Annotated in this window: 20 protein-coding genes; 11 read left to right on the forward strand and 9 right to left on the reverse strand. The window is 66.7% G+C overall.

What is annotated here, in order from left to right:
- The first annotated feature begins 15 nt into the window (after window positions 1-15).
- The 4 genes from ACFTWF_RS21345 (at window position 16) to ACFTWF_RS21360 (ending at window position 5,054) form a co-directional block, all read left to right on the forward strand.
- A complete protein-coding gene (locus ACFTWF_RS21345; RefSeq protein WP_378463175.1) occupies window positions 16-2,025 on the forward strand; it encodes an acetoacetate--CoA ligase in 2,010 nt (669 codons plus the stop codon).
- 70 nt (window positions 2,026-2,095) lie between these two features.
- Window positions 2,096-3,016: an LLM class flavin-dependent oxidoreductase gene (locus tag ACFTWF_RS21350; RefSeq protein ID WP_378463176.1), complete on the forward strand. Its 921-nt coding sequence runs from the start codon at window positions 2,096-2,098 to the stop codon at window positions 3,014-3,016.
- 5 nt (window positions 3,017-3,021) lie between these two features.
- Complete coding sequence (locus ACFTWF_RS21355) at window positions 3,022-4,347, forward strand: PucR family transcriptional regulator (RefSeq protein WP_378463177.1); 1,326 nt, start codon at window positions 3,022-3,024, stop codon at window positions 4,345-4,347.
- Window positions 4,344-5,054 carry an SDR family oxidoreductase gene (locus ACFTWF_RS21360; RefSeq protein ID WP_378463178.1) on the forward strand — a complete coding sequence of 237 codons (711 nt, stop codon included), beginning with the start codon at window positions 4,344-4,346 and terminating at the stop codon, window positions 5,052-5,054. The genes ACFTWF_RS21355 and ACFTWF_RS21360 overlap by 4 nt, the downstream gene beginning before the upstream one ends.
- A 24-nt stretch (window positions 5,055-5,078) precedes the next feature.
- On the opposite strand, the gene ACFTWF_RS21365 is transcribed toward ACFTWF_RS21360, so the two are convergent.
- Entirely contained in the window at window positions 5,079-5,837 is a 759-nt protein-coding gene (locus tag ACFTWF_RS21365; RefSeq protein ID WP_378463179.1) for an SDR family NAD(P)-dependent oxidoreductase, read from the reverse strand.
- A 150-nt stretch (window positions 5,838-5,987) separates the two neighbouring features.
- Between ACFTWF_RS21365 and ACFTWF_RS21370 the strand changes: the two genes are divergently transcribed.
- Window positions 5,988-7,034, forward strand: a complete 1,047-nt coding sequence (locus ACFTWF_RS21370) for a phosphotransferase family protein (protein WP_378463180.1) — start codon at window positions 5,988-5,990, stop codon at window positions 7,032-7,034.
- Here the strand turns inward: ACFTWF_RS21370 and ACFTWF_RS21375 are convergent.
- Entirely contained in the window at window positions 6,997-8,028 is a 1,032-nt protein-coding gene (locus ACFTWF_RS21375; RefSeq protein WP_378463181.1) for an NADPH:quinone oxidoreductase family protein, read from the reverse strand. The genes ACFTWF_RS21370 and ACFTWF_RS21375 overlap by 38 nt on opposite strands.
- 20 nt (window positions 8,029-8,048) lie before the next feature.
- On the reverse strand, window positions 8,049-8,501 hold the full coding sequence (locus ACFTWF_RS21380) for a MaoC family dehydratase (protein ID WP_378463182.1): 453 nt from the start codon (window positions 8,499-8,501) through the stop codon (window positions 8,049-8,051).
- Window positions 8,502-8,653: 152 nt separating this feature from the next.
- Here ACFTWF_RS21380 and ACFTWF_RS21385 point away from each other — a divergent pair, with 152 nt between their 5' ends.
- From ACFTWF_RS21385 to ACFTWF_RS21395, 3 genes are all read left to right on the forward strand, one after another.
- Window positions 8,654-9,916: an acyl-CoA dehydrogenase family protein gene (locus ACFTWF_RS21385; RefSeq protein WP_378463183.1), complete on the forward strand. Its 1,263-nt coding sequence runs from the start codon at window positions 8,654-8,656 to the stop codon at window positions 9,914-9,916.
- 130 nt (window positions 9,917-10,046) lie between these two features.
- The gene (locus tag ACFTWF_RS21390; protein ID WP_378463184.1) at window positions 10,047-11,318 is read left to right on the forward strand and encodes an MFS transporter; all 1,272 of its coding nucleotides are present in this window, start codon (window positions 10,047-10,049) and stop codon (window positions 11,316-11,318) included.
- Window positions 11,315-12,331: a hypothetical protein gene (locus tag ACFTWF_RS21395; protein WP_378463185.1), complete on the forward strand. Its 1,017-nt coding sequence runs from the start codon at window positions 11,315-11,317 to the stop codon at window positions 12,329-12,331. Before ACFTWF_RS21390 ends, ACFTWF_RS21395 begins: the two co-directional genes overlap by 4 nt.
- A gap of 51 nt (window positions 12,332-12,382) precedes the next feature.
- Here the strand turns inward: ACFTWF_RS21395 and ACFTWF_RS21400 are convergent, their stop codons facing one another.
- Entirely contained in the window at window positions 12,383-12,934 is a 552-nt protein-coding gene (locus ACFTWF_RS21400; protein ID WP_378463186.1) for a TetR/AcrR family transcriptional regulator, read from the reverse strand.
- A gap of 45 nt (window positions 12,935-12,979) precedes the next feature.
- Between ACFTWF_RS21400 and ACFTWF_RS21405 the strand changes: the two genes are divergently transcribed.
- Entirely contained in the window at window positions 12,980-13,501 is a 522-nt protein-coding gene (locus ACFTWF_RS21405) for a thioesterase family protein (RefSeq protein ID WP_378463187.1), read from the forward strand.
- 121 nt (window positions 13,502-13,622) lie between these two features.
- On the opposite strand, the gene ACFTWF_RS21410 is transcribed toward ACFTWF_RS21405, so the two are convergent.
- From ACFTWF_RS21410 to ACFTWF_RS21430, 5 genes are all read right to left on the reverse strand, one after another.
- Window positions 13,623-14,384 carry an IclR family transcriptional regulator gene (locus tag ACFTWF_RS21410; protein WP_378463188.1) on the reverse strand — a complete coding sequence of 254 codons (762 nt, stop codon included), beginning with the start codon at window positions 14,382-14,384 and terminating at the stop codon, window positions 13,623-13,625.
- A gap of 75 nt (window positions 14,385-14,459) precedes the next feature.
- Window positions 14,460-15,482, reverse strand: coding sequence for a hypothetical protein (locus ACFTWF_RS21415; RefSeq protein WP_378463189.1), 1,023 nt, complete (start codon window positions 15,480-15,482; stop codon window positions 14,460-14,462).
- Between the two features lie 18 nt (window positions 15,483-15,500).
- On the reverse strand, window positions 15,501-16,808 hold the full coding sequence (locus tag ACFTWF_RS21420; protein WP_378463190.1) for an MFS transporter: 1,308 nt from the start codon (window positions 16,806-16,808) through the stop codon (window positions 15,501-15,503).
- Between the two features lie 36 nt (window positions 16,809-16,844).
- Window positions 16,845-17,390 carry a hypothetical protein gene (locus tag ACFTWF_RS21425; RefSeq protein ID WP_378463191.1) on the reverse strand — a complete coding sequence of 182 codons (546 nt, stop codon included), beginning with the start codon at window positions 17,388-17,390 and terminating at the stop codon, window positions 16,845-16,847.
- Complete coding sequence (locus ACFTWF_RS21430; protein ID WP_378463192.1) at window positions 17,390-18,634, reverse strand: phosphotransferase family protein; 1,245 nt, start codon at window positions 18,632-18,634, stop codon at window positions 17,390-17,392. The genes ACFTWF_RS21425 and ACFTWF_RS21430 overlap by 1 nt, the downstream gene beginning before the upstream one ends.
- Window positions 18,635-18,984: 350 nt before the next feature.
- Between ACFTWF_RS21430 and ACFTWF_RS21435 the strand changes: the two genes are divergently transcribed.
- Window positions 18,985-19,791, forward strand: a complete 807-nt coding sequence (locus tag ACFTWF_RS21435) for an enoyl-CoA hydratase-related protein (protein ID WP_144285040.1) — start codon at window positions 18,985-18,987, stop codon at window positions 19,789-19,791.
- Window positions 19,792-19,887: 96 nt separating this feature from the next.
- Window positions 19,888-21,024 (forward strand): acyl-CoA dehydrogenase family protein, encoded by a 1,137-nt coding sequence (locus ACFTWF_RS21440; RefSeq protein WP_378463193.1) that lies wholly within the window; start codon window positions 19,888-19,890, stop codon window positions 21,022-21,024.
- Window positions 21,025-21,047: the final 23 nt, after the last annotated feature.

Here is a 21,047-nt window from a genome sequence, read left to right on the forward strand (position 1 = left end):
AAGGACGCACGAGAAATGACCGCGCCAGGACGTGAAGTGTTGTGGACGCCGCCGCCCGAGCGGGTCTCGGCCTCGAACATGAGCCGGTACCAGCGTTGGCTCGCGGCCGAGAAGAACGTCTCGACCACAGACTTCGACTCTTTGTGGTGTTGGTCGATCAGTGACCTCGACGGATTCTGGCTCTCGATCTGGGAGTATTTCGACGTCATCGCCTCGGCGCCGCCGCAGACAGTCCTCGCCGACCCCCAGATGCCCGGCGCCCGGTGGTTCCCCGGCACCGAGTTGAACTGGGCCGAAAACCTGCTCCGCCATACCGACCAGGCCGGGCCGGCAATCATCTCGGTCGACGAAAACGGCACCACCGGGGAACTCTCACGAGCCGATCTGGTCGCGCAGGTCGCCAACCTCGCCGCGCATTTCCGGAAGATCGGAGTGCGGCCCGGCGACCGGATCGCCGCTGTCCTGCCGAACATCGCCCCCACCGTCGTCGCGGTGCTGGCCGCCGCCAGCGTCGGTGCGGTGTGGTCCTGCTGCGCACCGGATTTCGGCGTCAAGGGGCTGGTGGACCGGTTCGCACAGATCGAGCCGACGGTGCTGATCGGGGTCGACGGCTACCAGTTCAACGACAAGCGCATCGACCGCCGGGACGTCTTCTCCGCCCTGTTGGACCAGCTCCCGACGGTGCGGCACGCCATCGTCGTCGACAACCTCGGTCTCCCCTTCGATGGGGAACGCCTGCACAGTGTCGCCAATTATGCGGACCTCGTCGTCGGCGACGCCCGACCCGAGTACGAGCAGGTGCCGTTCGACCATCCGTTGTGGATCCTCTACAGCTCCGGCACCACCGGGCTACCGAAGGGCATCGTGCACTCGCACGGCGGCATCCTGCTCGAAGCCCTCAAGGCCAACGGACTGCACTACGACCTCGGTCCTGCGGATCGAGTGTTCATCGCCGCGAGCACCGCCTGGGTGGTGTGGAACATGCTCGTCGACGTTCTCGCGGTCGGCGCCACGCTGATCACATACGACGGCAGCCCCGCCTACGGCCGACCCGACCACCAATTCGAGATCTGCGCCCGCTACGGGGCAACACGATTCGGCACCGGCGCGGCCTATCTGACGTTGTGCGAGAAGGCCGGCACCCAACCCGGTACCGACTTCGACCTGGCGAGGTTGCGGTCGATCATGTCGACCGGCTCGCCCCTCCCGGACACCACCTGGCGGTGGATCTACGACGCGGTCAGCAACGATGTTCATTTGGGCTCGGACAGTGGTGGCACCGACGTCGCCACCGGATTCATCGGCGCCAACCCGCTGAGTCCGGTCCGCACCGGCGAACTTCAGGGCCCCTACCTGGGCGTCGACGTGCAAGCGTGGGACGAGGACGGCCGGTCCGTGATCGGCGAGGTCGGGGAAATGGTGATCGCGGCACCGATGCCGTCGATGCCGATCTACTTCTGGAACGACTCGGACGGCAGCCGGTACCGGGACGCCTACTTCGAGACCTACCCCGGAGTGTGGCGGCACGGAGACTGGATCACCATCGACGCCGACGGCGCTTGCGTGGTCCATGGGCGATCGGACTCGACGATCAACCGTGGCGGAGTCCGGATGGGGTCGGCCGACATCTATCAAGCAGTCGAGGCTCTCCCCGAGATCGCCGAGGCCCTCGTAATCGGCGCCGAACTACCCAACGGCGGCTACCACATGCCGCTGTTCGTGGTCCTGCGCGACGGATACGGCCTCGACGACGCTCTCGTGGAGAAGATTCGCACCACGATCCGTCGTGGGACCTCTCCCCGGCACGTCCCTGACGAGATTTTCGACGTCCCCGCAGTTCCCACCACCCGCACCGGGAAGCGCCTCGAGATTCCCGTGAAGAAACTGATCCAGGGCGTTGCCCCGGAGACCGCGATCAACCGGGCCACCGTCGCCGATATCAGCACGCTCGACTGGTACATCGACTATGCCGAACGTTTTCGCCGCGACAACGCGACCTCGACGGGCACGATCGGGGAGCGATAGCCGGGTCCGCCCTTGCCACGGACCGGGTGAAAAGTTTATGGTCAGTCCATTCGCATGAGAGGAGATCAGCGTGTCGATCAGAGTGGGCTTGTCGGTCACCGATGCACTTCTCGTGCCGAAACCCGCAGATCGGCGGCTTCTTCTCGATTCCGCGGCAGAGGCGGGAATCGACCACATCACCGTCGGCGACCACATCAGCTTCCACGGTGGGACCGGGTTCGACGGCATGGTGTCGGCCACGTCCGTGCTGTCGACCCACGACACGTTGTCGGTGATCGTCGGTGTGTATCTGCTCGGACTGCGGCACCCGATGCTCGCCGCCCGCCAGATCGCGACGCTGTCGCAGATCGCGCCCGGCCGACTGGTCCTCGGCGCCGGCGTGGGCGGTGAGGACCGCTCCGAGATCTCGAACAGCGGCGTCGACCCCAGCACCCGCGGCCGTCGACTCGACGAGACCCTCGAGGTGCTGCGCGCCGTCCTCACCGGCGAGGAAGTGACGCATCACGGTGAGTTCTTCACCCTCGACCGGGCACGCATCCTGCCTGCGCCGCAACCAGCTGTCCCGATCCTGATCGGTGGCCGCGGCGACTCCGCGATCCGCCGGACCGCGCGCTACGGCGACGGCTGGCTCGGCATCTTCTGCACGCCGCGACGCTTCGCCGAAACCCGTACCGCCATCCTCGACGCGGCCGCGCAGGAGAACCGCACTCCCGACTCGTTCGGCGTCAACGTCTGGTGCGGACTCGACACCGACGCCGAGACCGCGGATCGACTCGTCGGCGAGAAGATGCAGGCGTTGTACCAGTTGCCGCGGGAGAAGTTCCGCCACCTGGCCCCCGCCGGCACGCCCGAGCAGGTCGCCGAGTGGCTCAGTGCCTTCGTCGAGGCCGGCGCCGACAACATCACCCTGGTACCCGCAACCGCCTCGATGGAAGCGGCGATCGAACACACGGCCTCGGTCCGTGCGCTGCTCCTCGAGCATCACCGCTGACGTCGATGTCCACCGAAGACGAGCGCGCCGGTCGTAAGCACCTGCCGCTGAGCGTGTTCCACGAACTGCTCGACGACGCCTCCGTCGCGGTCGACTGCCTGTCCGCGATCGTCCGGGTATGCGCGGAGGCCACCGGAAAAGCGGTGACCCTCTTCGACCGCCAGGGACATGTCGTCGCGTCCACGCGCCCGGAGGGAGGCAGGCAGACCCCCTTCCCGCCGCTGCGCGACATCGTGCGTGAACACACCGCGACCACCCCGCCCAGCGCGGACCCGGTGCTGCTGCCCGCAGAACTCGGCACCGGGTTGTCGCGGCGGAAGATCCTCAGCGCGATCGTCGAACGCGGCGAACACCTGGGATGGCTGGTCGTGGACGAACAGCCGACACCGTTCCAGCCCACGGACGAGTACGTGACGTTGCGCTGCGCCCGCCGCATCGGAGCGCAGTTCCTGACCCAGCGTCGCATCACCCGGGTGGCCTGGAATGCGCGGTCGAATCTCGCCCGGCAACTCGTCCGGGGTTCCGGCGCCTGGAAGGATCTCGCGGCCGGCGCCGAGTATCTCGGCGTGAACGTCTACGCGCGCCGCGCCCTGGTGTACATTCGCGATTCCGAGGGCGCACCCGAGGATCTCGACCGGTCCCTCGCCGAGTACACCGAGCGGGCACTGGGCCTGGAAGTGCTGTCGACCCGGGGTTCCGAGGGAATCCTCCTACTGATCGAGGCACCCGCGCGGGCCGCATCCCCGACTGTCGTCGGGCGCATCACGTCGACCCTCGAGAGCGCGGCCGCCGAATTCTGTCCGGCGACCGGTCTGATCGCCGGGGTGTCGTCGGTGTATGACCCCGAATCGTTCGTCCGCGCATACCGGGAGGCGCGGGAGGTGGTGCGCTGCATCGACCGGTTCACGCACGGAACGCGGCACCGGGTCCTCGCCGTCGACGACCTGGGACCGGCGCGGCTGTTCCTCGCGAACGGCGAGGTCTCGGCGCTCCGGCACTTCATCGACGACATGCTCGGCCCACTCCTCGACGACGACGCGGCGTCGACCGAACTGATCCGCACCCTCGCCGTCTGGTTCGAGGAGAATCGCAGCATGCGCCGCACGGCCACCCGGCTGAGCGTGCACGAGAACACGGTCCGTCTCCGGTTGTCACGGGTGCATGCCCTCACCGGACTCGACGTCACCGGCGACGCATCACATCAATTGAGCATCCAGACCGCGCTCCTCGTCCTCCGATTGCGCGACCATCCGGCGTTCCACTTCGAAAGCCGTTGCGCCGAAACCGGGAACGACACCGCAGCTCTTCCCGACGAACGGAGATCCGCATGACCGACCCGCGCCGACGCAAGGCGCTCGTGACGGGTGCCGCGCGCGAGGGCAGTATCGGCAAGGCCATCGTCGCCCGGCTCGAGGCCGACGGGATGGACGTCGTCACCCTCGACCGTGAGCCCGGGTGCACCTATCGGGCCGACATCTCGTCCGACGAATTGCCACCCCTCGACGACATCGACGTCTATGTGGCCAACGCCGGCCTGACCACGATGTTCGGTGCCGCACACAGCTTGTCGATCGACAAGTGGCGCAAGGACCTCGACGTCAATCTCACCGGGACGTTCCGGGTGCTTCAGCAGTGCCTGCCCGGGATGCGCGACCGACGGTACGGCCGTGTCGTCGTCATCTCCAGCACCGCGGGCACACACGGGATGCCTGCGCAGGTCTCGTACAGCACCACGAAGGCCGGTCTGCTCGGTCTGGTCAAGACCGTTGCGGCCGAGAACGTCTCCCTCGGGATCACCGCGAACGCGGTCCTTCCCGGAATGACCTCGAGTTCGGGCATCCTGTCGATGCCACAGGATATCCAGGATGCGTGGCTCGCGTCGATGCCCAACGGCTTCGTCGACCCGGCCGACATCGCGGACGCCGTCGCGTTCTTCGCTTCCCCCACCGCCCGCAGTGTCACCGGCCAGATTCTCACCGTCGACGCCGGCGACGGACTCAACACCCGCTCCGTCACGTCCTCGGTGGCCCAGCACTGACGGGGTGACACCGAGCGCGAGTGCTCAGTTCACCAGCACGCCGCCGTCGACGGGAAGACTCACCCCGGTCAGATACGCCGACGCGTCGCCGGCAAGGAACACCACCACCGCCGCGATGTCCTCGGGATCGCCGATCCGGCCGAGGGGAATCTTGGCGTCGATGATCTTGCGCTTGTAGTTCTCGCTGTAGTGCGCCGTCGCCTCGGACGGAAAGACGCCCGGCAGAATGGCATTGACGCGAATGCCGCTCGGCCCGAGTTGCGCGGCGAGGTCGCGGGTCATCCCGAGGACGGCCGCCTTGCTCGCGCTGTATGCGGCGGCGGGCATCTTCGCGGTCGTGAGCGCCATGACGCTGGAGACGTTCACGATCGAACTCCCCGCACCCATCACCCGCGCGCACGCCTGGATCATCCAGTAGGAGCCGTGCAGGTTGACGTCCACGACGGACCGGAAGTGGTCGGGCGGATCCTGCGCCACACGGTGGTACTCACCGCCGGTCCCGGCGTTGTTGACGAGGACGTCCACCGTCCCGAACGCCTCGACGGCGGCGTCGACGAGCCGTTCGCACTGATCCACCTGCGTCACGTCGGTTTCCACCGCCACCACGCGGGGGTTGTATTGCCGCACCAACTCGGCGGTCGCGGCCAGTTTGTCACCGCGCCGGGCACCGAGGATGACATCGGCGCCCGCCTGCGCGAGCGCGAGCGCGTAGGCGACGCCGAGACCGGAGGACGCCCCGGTCACGATCGCGACCTTGTTGCGCAAGGAGAATCGCTCCAGCATGTTTCGGTCATTAGCGGTAGTCGGCATAGCCAAGAACTACCACGCCGCCGGGTGGCTGCCGAAGAGTCGCCCGAGCGGTCACTGGAGATTTCTTCAGTGGCCGACGTCCCCGTTCTTGCGGGACCGGCGGGCCGGCCCGATCGTGGATTCGTGACGGAATTCGACGTGAACTCGCTGACCACACGGGCATCCGCGACGGCAGGCCGCGTGTGGCCGGGATCTGTGGTGTCCGCGCCCTCGGCTCTGCCGGGTGGCGTGTCGAGCGTGACATATCGGGCCACGCTGACGCGACCCGGCTTTGCCGACAACGGGATCGTCCTCAAGATGGCACCACCCGGACTGGAACCGGTCCGCAACCGCGACGTCCTGCGCCAGGCGCGCATCATCCGCCTCCTCGGCGCCGCGCCCGGTGTCCGGGTTCCGTCGATTCTCTTCGAGGAGGACGGGACACCCGAACGGCCACCGTTCTTCGCCATGACGCTGGTGGACGGCCAGTCCTACGAACCGCTCCTCGACGTCGCCGATTCTCCACCCTCCCCCGGCACGGTCGCCGTCCGTGCCCGCGCGGCCGCCGGGATGCTCGCGCGGATGCAGAACCTCGACCCCGTGGCGCTGGGAGTCGGAGGCGAACCGGTCGTCACGGTCGCGGACGAACTCGCGCGCTGGCAGCGGCTCCTCGACACCGTCGACGAGGACATCGCGCCCGGCCACGCCGAATTGCATGCCGCGCTGGCGGACCGGATCCCGGCACCGATTGCTCCCACCCTGCTGCACGGCGACTACCGACTCGCGAACATGCTCTTTTCCGGCGACAACCTCGCCGCGGTCATCGACTGGGAGATCTGGTCTGTCGGCGATCCCCGCACGGACCTGGCGTGGCTGCTCATGCATACCGACCCGGTGCACCGGTTCCGGCGGTCCCGTCCCGCGCCCGACGTCGCGGCGGGGAACGGGATGCCGTCCCGCGGTGAACTCCTCGGCGCCTACCTCGCCGAACGGGATGTCCCACTTTCGGACCTGGACTGGTTCCTCGCCTACTGCCACTACAAGACGGCGTCGACCATCTCGGTCTTCGTCAAGCGCAACCGGAGGCGCACCGATCCGGACCCGGCCCTCGTCGTCGCCGCCGACAGCCTCGCCGAGGTGATCGACCGCGGCCTCACCGTCCTCGGCGCACCGGTGGCTCCTCCGGCGTGACACCTCCGGCCGCCACCACCTCGACGACGACCTTCCCGACCGCGGCCCGGTCGTCGAGCGCGCGGAGGGCGCTCGACGCCTGGTCGAGCGGGAACGTCGCCCCGACGTACGGCCGGATCCGCCCCTCGGCGGCCAGCGACTCGACGGCGTCCCGGACCATCCGCAGCGTCCCGGGATATTCGGTTTCCATGTTGTCCATGGTGATTCCCGTGACGGTGAGGTTCCGGTGGAGCAGGCGGTTGACCTTGACAGTCGGGATCGAGCCGCCGGTGAATCCGACGACTACGAGTCGTCCGCCCTGACGCAGCGCCCGGAGCGAGTCGGTGAACCGGTCGCCGCCCACCGGGTCGATCACCACGTGTGCGCCGCGACCGTCGGTGAGCCCGCGGACGTCGTCGAGCCACGGCCCGTCCGACCGCACCACCGCGTGTGCACCGCATCGCCGGGCAACGGCGGCCTTCTCGTCGTTCGAGACCACGGCGATCGCCTTCACCCCGAACGTGTCCGCCAGATCGAGGGCGGCAGTGCCCACCCCGCCCGCGGCGCCGTGGACGAGGACGTACTCCCCCGGCTGCACCTGCGCCCGATGCAGGGCGTACCAGGCCGTCGAGTAGTTCATGTACAGCGCAGCACCTTCGACGAACGACATCGACGGTGGGATCTTCACTGTGTAGTCGGGCAATGCCAGGGCGCGGTCGGCGAGCGCTCCGTGCCACACGATCCCGCCGACCCGGTCGCCCGGCCGGAAGTCGGTGCCGGCCGGCGCCTCGACCACGACACCCGCGAACTCACTGCCACATACGTATGGTGTCGGCACACCGTTCTGGTATTTGCCCCAGGTCTGCAACGGGTCGATGAACGACAGCCCGGCGGCGTGCACGTCGACGAGCAGTCGCTGCCCGTCGGCGCGGGGGTGGGCGCCGTGCGGTTCCGGTACCTCTGCCAACGTCGCGGCCTCCGGGCCGGTCAGTTCCTCGACGACGACTGCGCGCATGGACGTCACTCTCCTCGTGTTCAGTGGAAGTAGGCCACGACCGCGTCGGCGACGCAGGCGGGTGTGTCGTGGCCGTCGATCTGGAAGGTCTGCCGGATTGTGAACCGGATTCCGCCGTCGATGGGCCGCGAATCCTGCAGTCGCGCCGTCATGCGGATCCGTGCACCGACCCGGACCGGGTTCAGGAACCGCACCGTGTCGAACCCGTAATTGAGTCCCAGCGAGTGCCCGTTCATCTCGAAGATCTCGTAGAGGAACTTCGGCCCGAGCGAGAGTGTGTACATCCCGTGGGCGATCGTGCCGCCGAATCCGGCCTCCCGGCCCCGCTCGGGGTCGAGGTGGATTCTCTCGAAGTCCTCGGTGTCGTGCGCGAACGCCGTGATGCGGTCCTGGGTCACGTCGTACCAGTCCGTAGTGCCGAGGTCGGTGCCGACCCTCGCGACCAGCTCGTCGATTCCGTTCAACTTCAGCATGTCCGCATGCAACCACGGCAAACCACCTGCTCGACAGGCACCGGAGATCCGGCACTGGAGAAATCAACAGTGCGCGGCGGCGATGTCGTGGCCGCGCGCCCCGTGGGCTCCCTACCGTCCGACAGATCGGTACCCGAATCGGAGGACGCCCCATGGACTGGACCATTCCCGACGACGTGCAGCAGTTCGTCACCGACCTCGACGCGTTCATCGACCGCGAGATCGCACCGCTCGAGGCCAAGCACCCTCAGTTCTTCGACCACCGCCGCGAGTACGCCCGCACCGACTGGGACCGGGACGGGTTTCCGAAGCAGGAATGGCGCGAGTTGCTGCTCGAGGCGCGACGCCGATCCGACGCCGCCGGCTTCTTCCGGTTTCCGCTGCCCCGTGCGCTCGGCGGCAACGACGGCAGCAACCTCGCGATGGCCGTCGTCCGCGAGAGCCTTCTCACCCGCGGCTCGGGTCTGCACTTTCCCCATTCCGACGAGGCGTCGGTGGTCGCGAATCTCCCCCTCGCCCTCGTGCTGCACGAATACGGCACTCCCGAGCAGCAGGAGCAGTACCTCGAACCGCTGATCCGCGGTGACATCGAGATCGCGTTCGGGCTCACCGAGCCGGGACACGGCAGCGACGCGACCTACCTCGAGACGACGGCCCGACGCGACGGCGACGACTGGGTCATCACCGGGGCGAAGCGCTTCAACAGCCTCGTCGACTGTTCCGAGGTCGACCTCGTGTTCGCGCGCACGTCCGGGCAGGCAGGCAAGGCGGATGGGATCACCGCGTTCCTCGTCCCCACGGACTCGCCCGGTTTCTCGGTGCCGTTCAACCACTGGACGTTCAATATGCCCAGCGATCATTCGGAGGTGCATCTCGACGACGTGCGGGTCCCCGCGAGCGCCGTGGTCGGCGAGGTCGGCCGCGGACTCGACTGCGCGCAGTTGTTCGTCCACGAGAACCGCATCCGGCAGGCGGCGTCGTCGCTCGGCGCCACGCAGTACTGCATCGACGAGAGTGTGCGGTACGCGCAGGAACGGGTGGTCTTCGGCAAACCGCTGCATGAACATCAGGGCGTCCAGTGGCAGCTGGTGGAACTGCAGACCGACGCCGAGCTGATCCGCAACACCATCTACAAGACCGCGGCGATGATGGACGAGCTCGGGAAGACGGCCGTCACCGACAAGGTCGCGATGGTGAACCTGCGCAGCAACCAGCTCGCGTGCCGGGCCGCCGACCGCGCGATCCAGATCCACGGCGGCGTCGGCTACACCCGCCACAAGCAGTTCGAGCACATCTACCGCCACCACCGTCGCTATCGCATCACCGAGGGCACCGACGAGCTCCAGCTGCGCCGCATCGCGAGCAGGATGTTCGACTTCGGCGCACCGAGGGGGACGACTGTGGGAACCGCCTGATGCCGTTTGGTCTGTCCTTTGCATTTGGCCTGTCCATATGCTCTCATGCTGTGACGAGCGCCACTCCGGTGGCTCGCCCGCACCCCCAAGTCCACTGTCCGACCATCGACATCGATCGACAGGAGCTCCCATGAGCACAGCGTCCACGCGGCACCTGAACCGCTGGTGGTACGTCGTCACAGGCTTCGTGACTCTGCTGTTCGGCACGACAGCGGTCAACGTCCTGTTCAACATCCTGGGCAAGCCCATGACCCAGGAGTTCGGCTGGGAACGAAGCGTCATCAGCAACGGCCTGTCCATCGAAACGGTGCTGGTGGGTATCAGCATCGTCATCCTGGGCTTCCTCATCGACCGGTACGGGCCCAAGATTCCCTCGGTTCCGATGTCGCTGGCCTTCGGAATCGGCCTCATGCTGATGGCCGCGCTGCCGAACAACCAACTCGTCTTCTACCTACTCTGTGTGGTGATCGGTGCCGGAGCGGGCGCCGTGAACCCGGTGGCGCACTCGACCGTCGTGAGTGCATGGTTCCAGGACCGTCGCGGCATGGCGCTGGGCATCCTCATGGCCGGCCTCGGCTCGTGCGGTGTGCTCATGCCGTATCTGGCCAACTGGATGCTCGGCGTCGGCGGATGGCGCCTGGCGTTCCTGGTCATCGGCGCCCTGTGCACGGTGATCCCGGCCTCCGTCTACGCCTTCGTCACCCGCATGCCGGCCGAACACGAGGCCGAGCGCGTCGCCGCGCGTCTGCAGGGCCGGATGGCCGGCGAGTCGCTGCTGACCGTCGCGAGGAAGTACCGGCAGTTCTGGCTGCTGTCCGTCGCCATCTTCTTCGTGTCGTCGGCGACGTTCGGCCTGATGTCGCAGATCGTGCCCATGACCACGGACAAGGGCATCAGCCAGGGCACCGCCGTCTCCATCCTGTCGGTCCTGAGCCTCGCGTCGGTCGGCGCCCGTCTGCTGGTCGGCTACCTGCTGGACCGGTTCTACGCCCCCGTGATCGGCTCGATCATCTTCGCCCTGTGCGGGGTCGGGGTCTTCCTCATGATCACGTCGTCGCAGACCGGACTGCTGTTCGTCGGCGCCGCCCTCATCGGTCTGGGGCTGGGTTCCGAGGGTGATCTGGCCGCGTACATGGTGAGCCGGTACTTCCCCAAGCATTCCTACGGCCGGGTGCTGGGATTCATCTACTTCCTGTACGCGCAGGGGTCGGCATTCGGCATCTTCCTGCTCGGACAGGTCTACAGCGCCACCGGTTCCTACAGTGCCGGCGCGCTGCCGATCATCGTCCTGGTCGCCATCGGCATCGCATGCCTGCTGATGATGGGTTCCTACCGCTTCGCGCTGGACCACCGCGAGATCGGCGCCGACAATGTGACCGTAGAACAGAAGGAGCACGTATGACCGACGGATTTCACGACGCCCTGGTGACGCGCACCACCGAGGACATGCCGGAGAAATTCTTCGACCGGTTCATGTTCAATCTCCACCCGGACGGAGCCGCTGCACCGTCGGTGATCCTCGGCGCGGGGGTCTACGCGCCGCGGAACGTCGTGGACGGTTTCGTCGTCCTCACCACGGCGTCCGAACAGCGCAATCTCCGCTTCTCCACCGAGCACTCCGACACCGACGGCGCCTCCGTCGGACCGTTGAAGTGGGAAACCGTGGAGGACAACAAGATCTGGCGAATCGAACTGGGCCGGAACAGAACCGGACTCGAGCTCGAACTCTTCTGGCACGCCCGGGCACCCTACTGGCTCGGTTCGGTCGAGGTCGAGAACACCGACGGCAACGCCACCGCCTTCGATCACCTCTTCCAACCCGGCCGCTACGAAGGCAAGCTGACACTGGACGGGGCAACCACCGACGTCGCGGGCTGGTACGGACTGCGCGACCGCTCGCGCGGCGTGCGCACGATGTCCGGCGGTCAGGGTCTGCACATCTGGTACCAGGCCCAGTTCCCGGACCGCACGTTCGGATTCCTGCTCGTCGAGGATCGTGACGGCGGACGGATCCTGCTGGAGGGCGCCGTCATGCACGACGACGGCCGCCTCGACGACATCACCGACGTCCGCCACGACCTGGTGTTCACCTCGGGCAACGACCTCGTCTCCGGCACCGTGGAGGTCGTGACGGCCGGCGGCGCCACCTACCGGGTCGATGCGGACGCCTCGGCCGGCGGTGGCTTCATGGCGGGCGGCGGCTACGGTGGGCACCACGGCAAGGTCCGTGGCCGCGACTTCGAGGAGTTCGACGTCTACCCACTGGACGGGACCGTGGGGCCGAAGACTCTCGACTCGGCCCTGACCGACCGGTGCTGCACGTTCGACTGGGATGGGCAGACCGGGTACGGGATCTTCGAGTTCGCCCTGTCGCGGTCGTCGTCCTACACGTACCGCGCCAGCATCGCGGCGTAGGCCGGCGCCGTCACTGCCCCTGCACCTGCCGACAGGTGCAGGGGCAGTGCGCTATTCGCGGAAGGCGTCGAGGCCCTCGCTGGCCATCCGGACCATGTGGTCGGCCAGCCCCGCCGTGCGTGTCACCTTGGCGGGCCAGTACGCGATCGAGAAGATCATGCCCAGGCACGACTGGGTGGCCACCGACACCTCCGCCGGGGACGCGGCGGGGATCGACCGCGCCACCGCGGCCTCCCAGCCCTGGACGTACTGCTTGCGCCGGCGATTGATCGCCTTACGCCACGGATCGACCAGCGACCGGTCCTCACGTTGGCTGACGTTCACGAGATGGCGGTGCCGGGCCGCAAAGAGGGCGTGGTGGCGGATCATCCGCCGCAGATCGTCGTCCGCATCCTCGAGCACCGGTTCGGTGGCGCCTATCAACTCGTCCATCGCCTCGTCGAACAGGGTGGCCAGGATCTCGTCCTTGCCCGCGAAATGTCGATAGATGGCGGGACCGCTCAGGCCGGCACGGGACCCCAGTTCATCGACACTCGTACCGTGAAAGCCTTTTTCGTAGAACAGCTCTGCGGCAGTGTCGAGGATCTTCCGGTTCCGGTCCACCGCTGCATTCTAGCACCGGTTGTGAACGATCGTTATGATGGATCGATGACGATACCAGCCGGAATTCCCTCCTACCTCCAGATGGTCGCACTACCCCGCGAGTGCGGGCCGGTGCTCATTCCGTCCGCCTACGAGGACGAGAACGGCCACATGAACATCCGCCACTACTTCGACCTCGAGGCGCAGGCCATCGCGGAGGTGTTCGACCGGATGGGCATCACCGACGACTACCGCGCCACGCGCGGCCAGGGCTTCTTCACCGCGGAGCATCACATCCGCTACTACGCGGAGGTCCACGTCGGCGACCGGGTGTCCGTGCACGCGCGGATCGTCGAACGTTCCGACAAGGTCGTGCACGCCATGGCCTTCCTCGTCGACGACACCACCGAACGCCTCGCCAGCACCCTCGAGGTCACCGCCACCCACGTCGACCTCACCAGCCGACGCGTCGTGCCCTTCGCGGACGACGTCGCCGCCGCGGTCGACCGGGAACTCGCCCGCACCGACGTCGACTGGCCCGCCCCCGTGTGCGGGGCCATGGGCATCCGCGTCCGGGCCCGGTCCTGAGCGGCATTCCGCCTGTCCGGGGCACACGCGCACCTTCTCGGTTTCCCGCACTCGCTACGGAGGTCGAGAAGGTGCGCGTGTGCGGAAAAGTAGTGCCGGATGCCGTCACCGCGACCCCGACTCATAGGGTGTCGGACGGCCTCAGGTCACGAATACGAGACTCTATTCCCGCTGCCGCCCTGCGTATCTGGGCGAGGAGTCCCGACTCCATCCCGGCCTGGAGGCGGGTTGTCGGTAGCGCGACGACCAGGGCGCCGAGAGCGACACCCTCGCCGTTGCGGAGGCAGACCGCGACGGACGACAACCCGGACTCGACCGTGTCTACCGCTGTCGCGTAGCCTCTCTCGACCACAGCTCGCAATTCTCGACGCAACAGGGCGAACTCCGCACGCGCCAGTCGGTCGGCCGACAGTGCATGGTCCGACTGGTACAAGTCGGCGAGTGCACTGTCGTCGAGTTGCGCCAGCAGCACTCGGCCGCCGGCCGACGTGCGGGCAGGTGGAACATGCCCCTGGCGATTGCCGACCCTGAGTAGTTTCTCCGACTCGACGGCTCCGATCACCCGGGATTCGACCCCGGTCCGCACGACGAGGTTCACCGTCTCGCCTGTCAGAGCGGACAGTTCGCGCATCGAGTCGAGGCAGGCGTCGCGGAATGTCCGGGTCCAGGACGATCGAGTGGGTCCGACTCCCATCGAGGGTCCCGGAAGGTACCGCCGCGATTCGTCCTGGACGACGAAGCCGTGGTAGATCAGCATGGCGAGCAACCGGTGGGCGGTCGACTCGGCAACCCCGATCTCCTCGGCGGCGTCCTTCAACCGGAGGCTGCCGTGGTCGCGGACTGCATTGAGGAGCTGAAGAGCATTGTGCACGGACTCGATCATGTAAGTCGGCTTACTGATCGGCCTCGTCTTCATACCGGGATGATAGTCCGGCGTCGCAGCATCCGAGAAGGACGTTCAGACGGAGACAAATCCGCGCGTGTCGGCCTGGAACCGGCCGAAGTTCCTGTTCAACTCGGACAGGTGCCGGGTACTCATTACCACCCCGTACCCGTCGCGGTCCGCGCAGGTCCACCGCATCAGGGCGTTGTGCACCATCGCGGTCGGCGCGGCGATCCAGGGCGCCCCGACGTTCGGCGTGGCCTGGAGGCAGAACTTCTTCCCGCGCACGTCGGTGACCGTCATGTCGATGCCGGTGCACACCATCCCGAGGTGCGTGCTGGTCATCTCCAGTTCGTCGGTGAGCCCGTAGACCTCGCCGTTGTCCATCACGTATCCGTGCGACAGCTGGAAGGCGTCCGGATTTGCCGCCTCGGGGTTCCAGGGGCAGATCATGTGGAAGGCGAGGTCTTCACCGAAGGTCGCCGAGACGATGTGGTTCGGCTTCCCGGCCTTCATGGGGTCACGTGGTCCCCAACTCCGATCCATCCGTTCGATGGAGTCCACGACGTACTCGCGGCCGCGAACGACCATGGTGCCGGTGGCACGCCCGGTGGCATCCCCGTGTCCGATCACCTTGCGTGCGCCCGGCCCCAGGTCGGCGTGGATATCGGCAGCCGTGCCCGCCTGTGGGCTGTGCTGCGGATCGTGGATGTCGAACGGGTCCATGAGATTCACCCAGTCGACATGGATCTCGGTCCCGTCGTCGGCGACATAGTCGATGCGGAACTTGCGCGGTGCGTCGACCGCATCGATCGACAGTCCGATCGGTGAATCGATCCGCGTGAACGATGCCGGCGCGGGAAGATGCGGATTCTCGTTGTAGTGCAGCAGTTCCGCTCGTGTGTCGGTGAGCGAGCCGCAGACCATGACCTGGTTCCACATCACCCCGAGGCTAGGACGCACGTTCGTGTAGATCAGTGTGTAGAGATTCGCCTCCGGAATCACGATCGGAAACAGGATCGTTTCGACCCACAGATGATCGGCCTCAGGGGGATTCTGATACTCGAAATGCTCGGCGCCGAATGCCATTGTTCTCATTCCTCGGTTCTGATTGTTCTAGTGGGTTCGGGAACGTGCAGCCGTGCGGGCCGCGAAAATGCCCGCGATCACGGTGAGACCGACGACGGCCATCGCGTAGAAGGCCGGGACGGTCGCCCCGCCCAGGCCGGCGAGTGCCGCCAGGATGATCGGGGTGGGGCCCGCGAAGAGGGTCGTCGACATCTGCCATCCGAGAGACAGTCCCGTGTACCGGGTGTCGGTCGCGAACATCTCGGACAGCAGTGGGGTCACCGCCGCGATGTTCGCGGCAACGACGGGCGTGACCACCACCATCGCGGCGACCGCGAGGGGCAGCACACCGCTCGACAGCATCAGGAGCGACGGATAGATCAGCACGATCAGCGTGGCCGACGAGACGAGCAGTTGCGGGATCCGGCCCACCCGGTCGGACAACCGCGCGAAGGGAAGCACCGCAACGCAATACGCGACCAGGCCGACGAACGTGATCAACTGCGCGTCGGCGGCGGAGAAGTCCGTGAACTCCTTCAGCGCGGACGGCAGGTAGATGAAGTACAACGCCATCATGCACGAGTTGGTCGCCGCGATACCGATGCCGATGAGCACCGAACGGTAGTCACGCCGCAGCGTCGTCAGTAGCGGAGACTTCTGCACCCGCCCCTCCCGGGACAGGGCGGTGAACGCCGGGGTCTCCTCGAGCCGGAAGCGGATGTACAGGCCGATCAACCCGAGCGGCAGCGACAGCAGCAGTGGCAATCGCCACCCCCACGACGACATCGCCTCGGGCGACAAGGTCCGGGTCAGCAGCATCGCCGTTCCCGATCCGAACAGCATCGCCCCGCCCACGGTGAGGGAGATGAATCCGACGAAGAAACCCCGCCGCGCAGGCGGCGCGAATTCGGCGATGAGCGATGTCGCTCCGCCGTACTCACCGCCCGCGGAGAGTCCCTGCACGAGACGTAACGTTGTCAGGAGAACCGGTGCGGCGACACCGATCTGGTAGTACGTGGGCAGCACACCGATGCCTGCCGTGGCGAGGGTCATCAGGGTGATGACGACGGAGAGGACGACTCTCCTGCCGTACCGGTCGCCCAACGGCGCGAAGATCACCGCGCCGAGGGGGCGTGCCACGAAGCTGGCGGCGAAGGCCCCGAAGGTCAGCAACAGGCTGACGAACGAGTTCCCGGTGGGAAAGAAGGCCTGCGCGATGTACGTCGCCACGTAGCCGTAGATGACGAAATCGTAGTACTCGACGAAAGTTCCGAAACTGGCGGCGGAGATCGCGCGCCGACGCATGTCCGTCGAGACCGTACTGTCGGGGGCGGTGGAAATCACCTCGGATGACATGTTTTCTCCTGATCCATGGGGTAGACGGTGCGTCGGCTAGCGGACGCGGGACGTGGCGGCGGTGCCGAGCAGGGAGCAGAGCGGCGGGACTGCAGCCGGGTCCGGATCGACACCCTGGGGCAGGAACCACGACCGCTGCATCTCGACGAGTGGTCGTGAGTGGTCGAGCACGATCCGGCTGACCTCGGCGCCCAGGTCCGGGTCCGTGGATCGCGCCGATCGGACGATTCCCGCGATCGCTCGTGTCAACTCGTCCGTCGCCCGGTCGAGTTGTCCGTATTCCGGGACGGTGAGCCGGTCGGTGGTACGCGCGTCCTCGAGTGCATCCTTGAGCAGTGACCGGGCCTCGTGATCGACTTCCCGGTAGCCGCTGAGCCGCTCTGCCAGTGCGAGATACGTTCGGAACTCGTACAGCTTTCGCGGATACTCGTGGTGCGCGCGGTCGCGGTAGAAGTCGAGCACGCCGGCAATGACCCGCACCTGCTCAGTGGCCAGCGAGTTCGACTCCCCCAGCGCCGGTGTCACCGTCGTGCGTAACGAGCGGGCGGCTGCGTCGAATGTGTTCGCGGACTTGTTCACCATCAGAGAACCTCCTCGAGATCCTTGCCGAGTTGATGCGCCATCAGATATCCGGTCGCCTCGAGTCCCGTCAGCAGAACGTCCTGGTGGGTCTTCCCGAGCTTCGAGACGCGATAGGCCGAGCCGAGTGCTGTGACGACGGACTGGTATTCGTTCAAGATCCGGTAGAACGTCAGTTTGTCCGGATCGACGGTGAGGCCGGATGCCCTCTCGTACTGCTCGAAGAAGTCGACGGTCGGCAGCAGGCCCGTCGCGAGGAACTCCGCACCGTCCTCGGACGGATGGCCGAACGGGTACAGCGTCGCCCACGCCAGGTCGCGGTGGCGGTCGCCGAGGAAGCTTCGCTCCCAGTCGAGAATGGCCGTGACGGATCCGCTGTCCTCGTCGAACAGGAAGTTCCCACCGCGATAGTCGCCGTGGACGAGACTGACATGGTCGAGGACGGGCAGGTTGTCCTCGAGCCAGCCTTCCGCCACATCGAGCAGCGGAAGGTTTTCGCCCCTGTCCTCCTCCCACACTCGTCTCGCCCGATTCAACTGCCACAGGGCGCTCTCGGTGCCGCCCACCGCGGGCATCTCGTAGTGGTCCAGTGGGGCTGCCGCGGCATCGAACGTGTGAATACGCGCCAGCAGATCGACGAACTGCGGCGCCAGGACGTCGCGGAGTTTGGGACCGAAGTTGATGCCGATGCCGGCGATCCGACTCTGGGCGCGGCTCGGCTTCGCGGATCCGTGCACCCAGGTATAGACGAGCGCCGGCTCCGGGAACCACCTCCCGTCCTCGTCGACCCAGCGGACGGTCGGCACCGGCACCGTTCCTGCCAGGGCGTTGATCACCTCGAATTCCCGCATCCTGCTGGTGGCGTTCAGGGACTCCGGCGGCTCCATGCGCAGAACGAGGTCCTCGGTCACCTCGCCGTCCCCAGCGTGGTCGTACCGGAGGGCGAATCCCATCTGAATCTTCGACGCTCCGCCCGTCAGCCACCGCGCGTTCCGCACTTCGAATCGCGAAGACGGCAGCACGTCCCTCAGCATGTTCTCGAGCGCCGCAGTGAGAAGTCCGAGATCGAAGGCGCGGTATCCCGCCCCCGCCCGCCGCTCCATCTTGCGGGTGAGCATCCTGTCGTATTCGGCTTCGGTGGGGAACCGCGCGCGAAGCCCCTCGATGACGTCGGGCGTGGGCTCGTCGCGATCGGCGTCTGCGATCAGTCCGGGTATCTGCCGACCCCGGTGGATGGTTGCACTCATGATTTCCTTATCACGCTCATGGCGGGACACGCCGTGACCGGAGCGCTATGGCACGGCTCTCCGGGACATTGGGCCTTGTGAGTCGGGCGGTCGTCGCCTCGACGTCCGGAACACTAATGTGACCGGGCACACACGTACAGAAGGTTCTGCTGTGCAGAGGATGGGATCGCGGCAACCAGGCCCTGAACAGATATTGCAGACCAACGCCACACCATCATCGCAGGTCACAGAGTTTTAAACCGGCCCTCTTGAAAACGCTCGTTATCAGCGCTACCTTCGTCATAAGGTAAGACCAAAAGAACTTCGCGGGGCTCACGTTCCGCGGGCGACACGAAAGGACCAACAGGTCGATGAGTGACTTCACGAGTGACTTCACGGATGTGACGTACGAGGTCGAGAACGGACTCGCCTGGATCACGATCAACCGGCCCGAGCGGTACAACGCATTCCGCGCGAAGACGGTCGACGAGTTGGTGAAGTCGTTCAAGAAGGCCTGGGGCAGCTCCGAGGTCGGGGCGATCGCGCTCACCGGCGCCGGCGAGAAGGCGTTCTGCTCGGGCGGCGACCAGAAGCAGCGCATGGAGACGGGTGACTACGGCCCGTCCGACAGCGGCCTGTTCGAGGTCGAGGCTCTGCACCGCGTACTCCGCGATGTGCCCAAGCCCGTGATCGCCGCGGTCAACGGTGTCGCGGTCGGTGGCGGCCACGTGCTGCACCTGCTGTGCGACCTGTCCATCGCCGCCGACCACGCCATCTTCGGACAGAACGGTCCGCGCGTGGGATCGTTCGACGCCGGCCTCGGCACCGGCTACCTGGCCCGCGCGATCGGCGAGAAGCGCGCCCGGGAGATCTGGTTCCTCTGCCGCCGCTACAGCGCGGAGCAGGCCCTCGACTGGGGGTTGGTCAACAAGGTGGTGCCCGGTGACCAGTTGCGGGCAGAGGTCCGGGCATGGGCGGACGAGATCTTGCAGCTGTCGCCGACGTCGCTGAAGGTGCTCAAGCAGTCCCTCAACGCCGACACCGAGCACTTCATCGCGCAGGGCAACATGGCCTACTCGACGCTCAAGTTGTTCGGTGAGTCCGCCGAGGCGATCGAGGGCATCAGCGCGTTCAACGAGAAGCGCAAGCCCGACTTCTCCAAGTTCCGCGGGGCCTGACGGATCGAGGAGGCGGGGCGTGCCCGCTCCGCCTCCTCACCGGCTGACTCGACCCGAGACCCTCCCCTCCCCTCCCGCGAGAGAGCAGACGCCGTAATGCGTTTCACCCGAGAGCAACGAGAGTTCGCGGTCGCAGTCCGCGAGTTCTGCGACGCCGAATGCAAGACCCTCCAGCAACGTGACCTGTTGACCGAGGGCGGCACCCTGGCGAACAGCCCCCTCATCCTCGACAAGTTCGCCGGCCTCGGCTGGCTCGCCGTCTCGCTGCCGGAGGAGTACGGCGGGGGCGGCGCCGGCATGGTCGAGGAATGCATCTTCCTCGAGGAATCCGCCCGCGGCCTCGCACCCATCATCGCCTACTCCACCGGTCTCACGGCCGCCCAGACCTACTTGCGCTACGGCACCGAGGAGCAGAAGCGCACCATCGTCGGCAACATGGCCGCGGGCAAGCTCGAGGCGATCGCCCTCAGCGAGCCCGGCGCGGGTTCCGACCTCGGTGGTGTCCGGATCAAGGCGGAACTGGTCGACGACCACTACGTCATCAACGGCCAGAAGACGTGGATCTCCGCGGCCCACATCGCCGAGCACATCCTCCTCCTGGCCCGGACCGACAACGCCGGCAGCAAACACCAGGGCCTGACCCTGTTCATGGTGCCGACCGATACGCCCGGCCTCGAGATCCACGAAATCAAGACCATGGAGGCCCGGACCTGCAACGACCTGTACTTCACCGACGTCGCGGTTCCCGTGAGCGCCGTCGTCGGCACGCCGAACCGGGCGTGGCGCCACCTCATGCGGGGGCTCAGCGTCGAGCGCCTCATCATCGCGGCGATGGCACTCGGCGGCGCCCAGCGCTCACTCGACGACGTGATCGCCTTCGTCACCGAGCGTGAGCAGTTCGGCCAGAAGATCAGCAGTTTCCAGGCCATCCGGCACCGGATCGCCGATCTCGCCACGGACATCGCCTTCGCGAAGTCCTTCGTGTACGAGGTCGCAGAGCGGATCGACGCGGGCGAGGAAGACAACCTCAACCGCGAGGGCTCGATGGCTAAGCTGAGGTGTACCGAGATCGCAAAGAAGACCGCACTCGAGGCGATGCAGATGATGGGCGGCTACGGCTACACCCGCGAATACGGCATGGAGGAACAGGTCCGCCGCTCCCTGGCGCCGCCGATCTACGGCGGTACCAACGAGATTCAGCGCGAGATCATCAGCAAGAGCCTGGGCCTGTAGCCCTCGTTCCCGACCATTAGGAC

The sequence above is a fragment of the Rhodococcus sp. NPDC056960 genome, from assembly GCF_042674125.1.
GTDB lineage: Bacteria > Actinomycetota > Actinomycetes > Mycobacteriales > Mycobacteriaceae > Rhodococcus_F.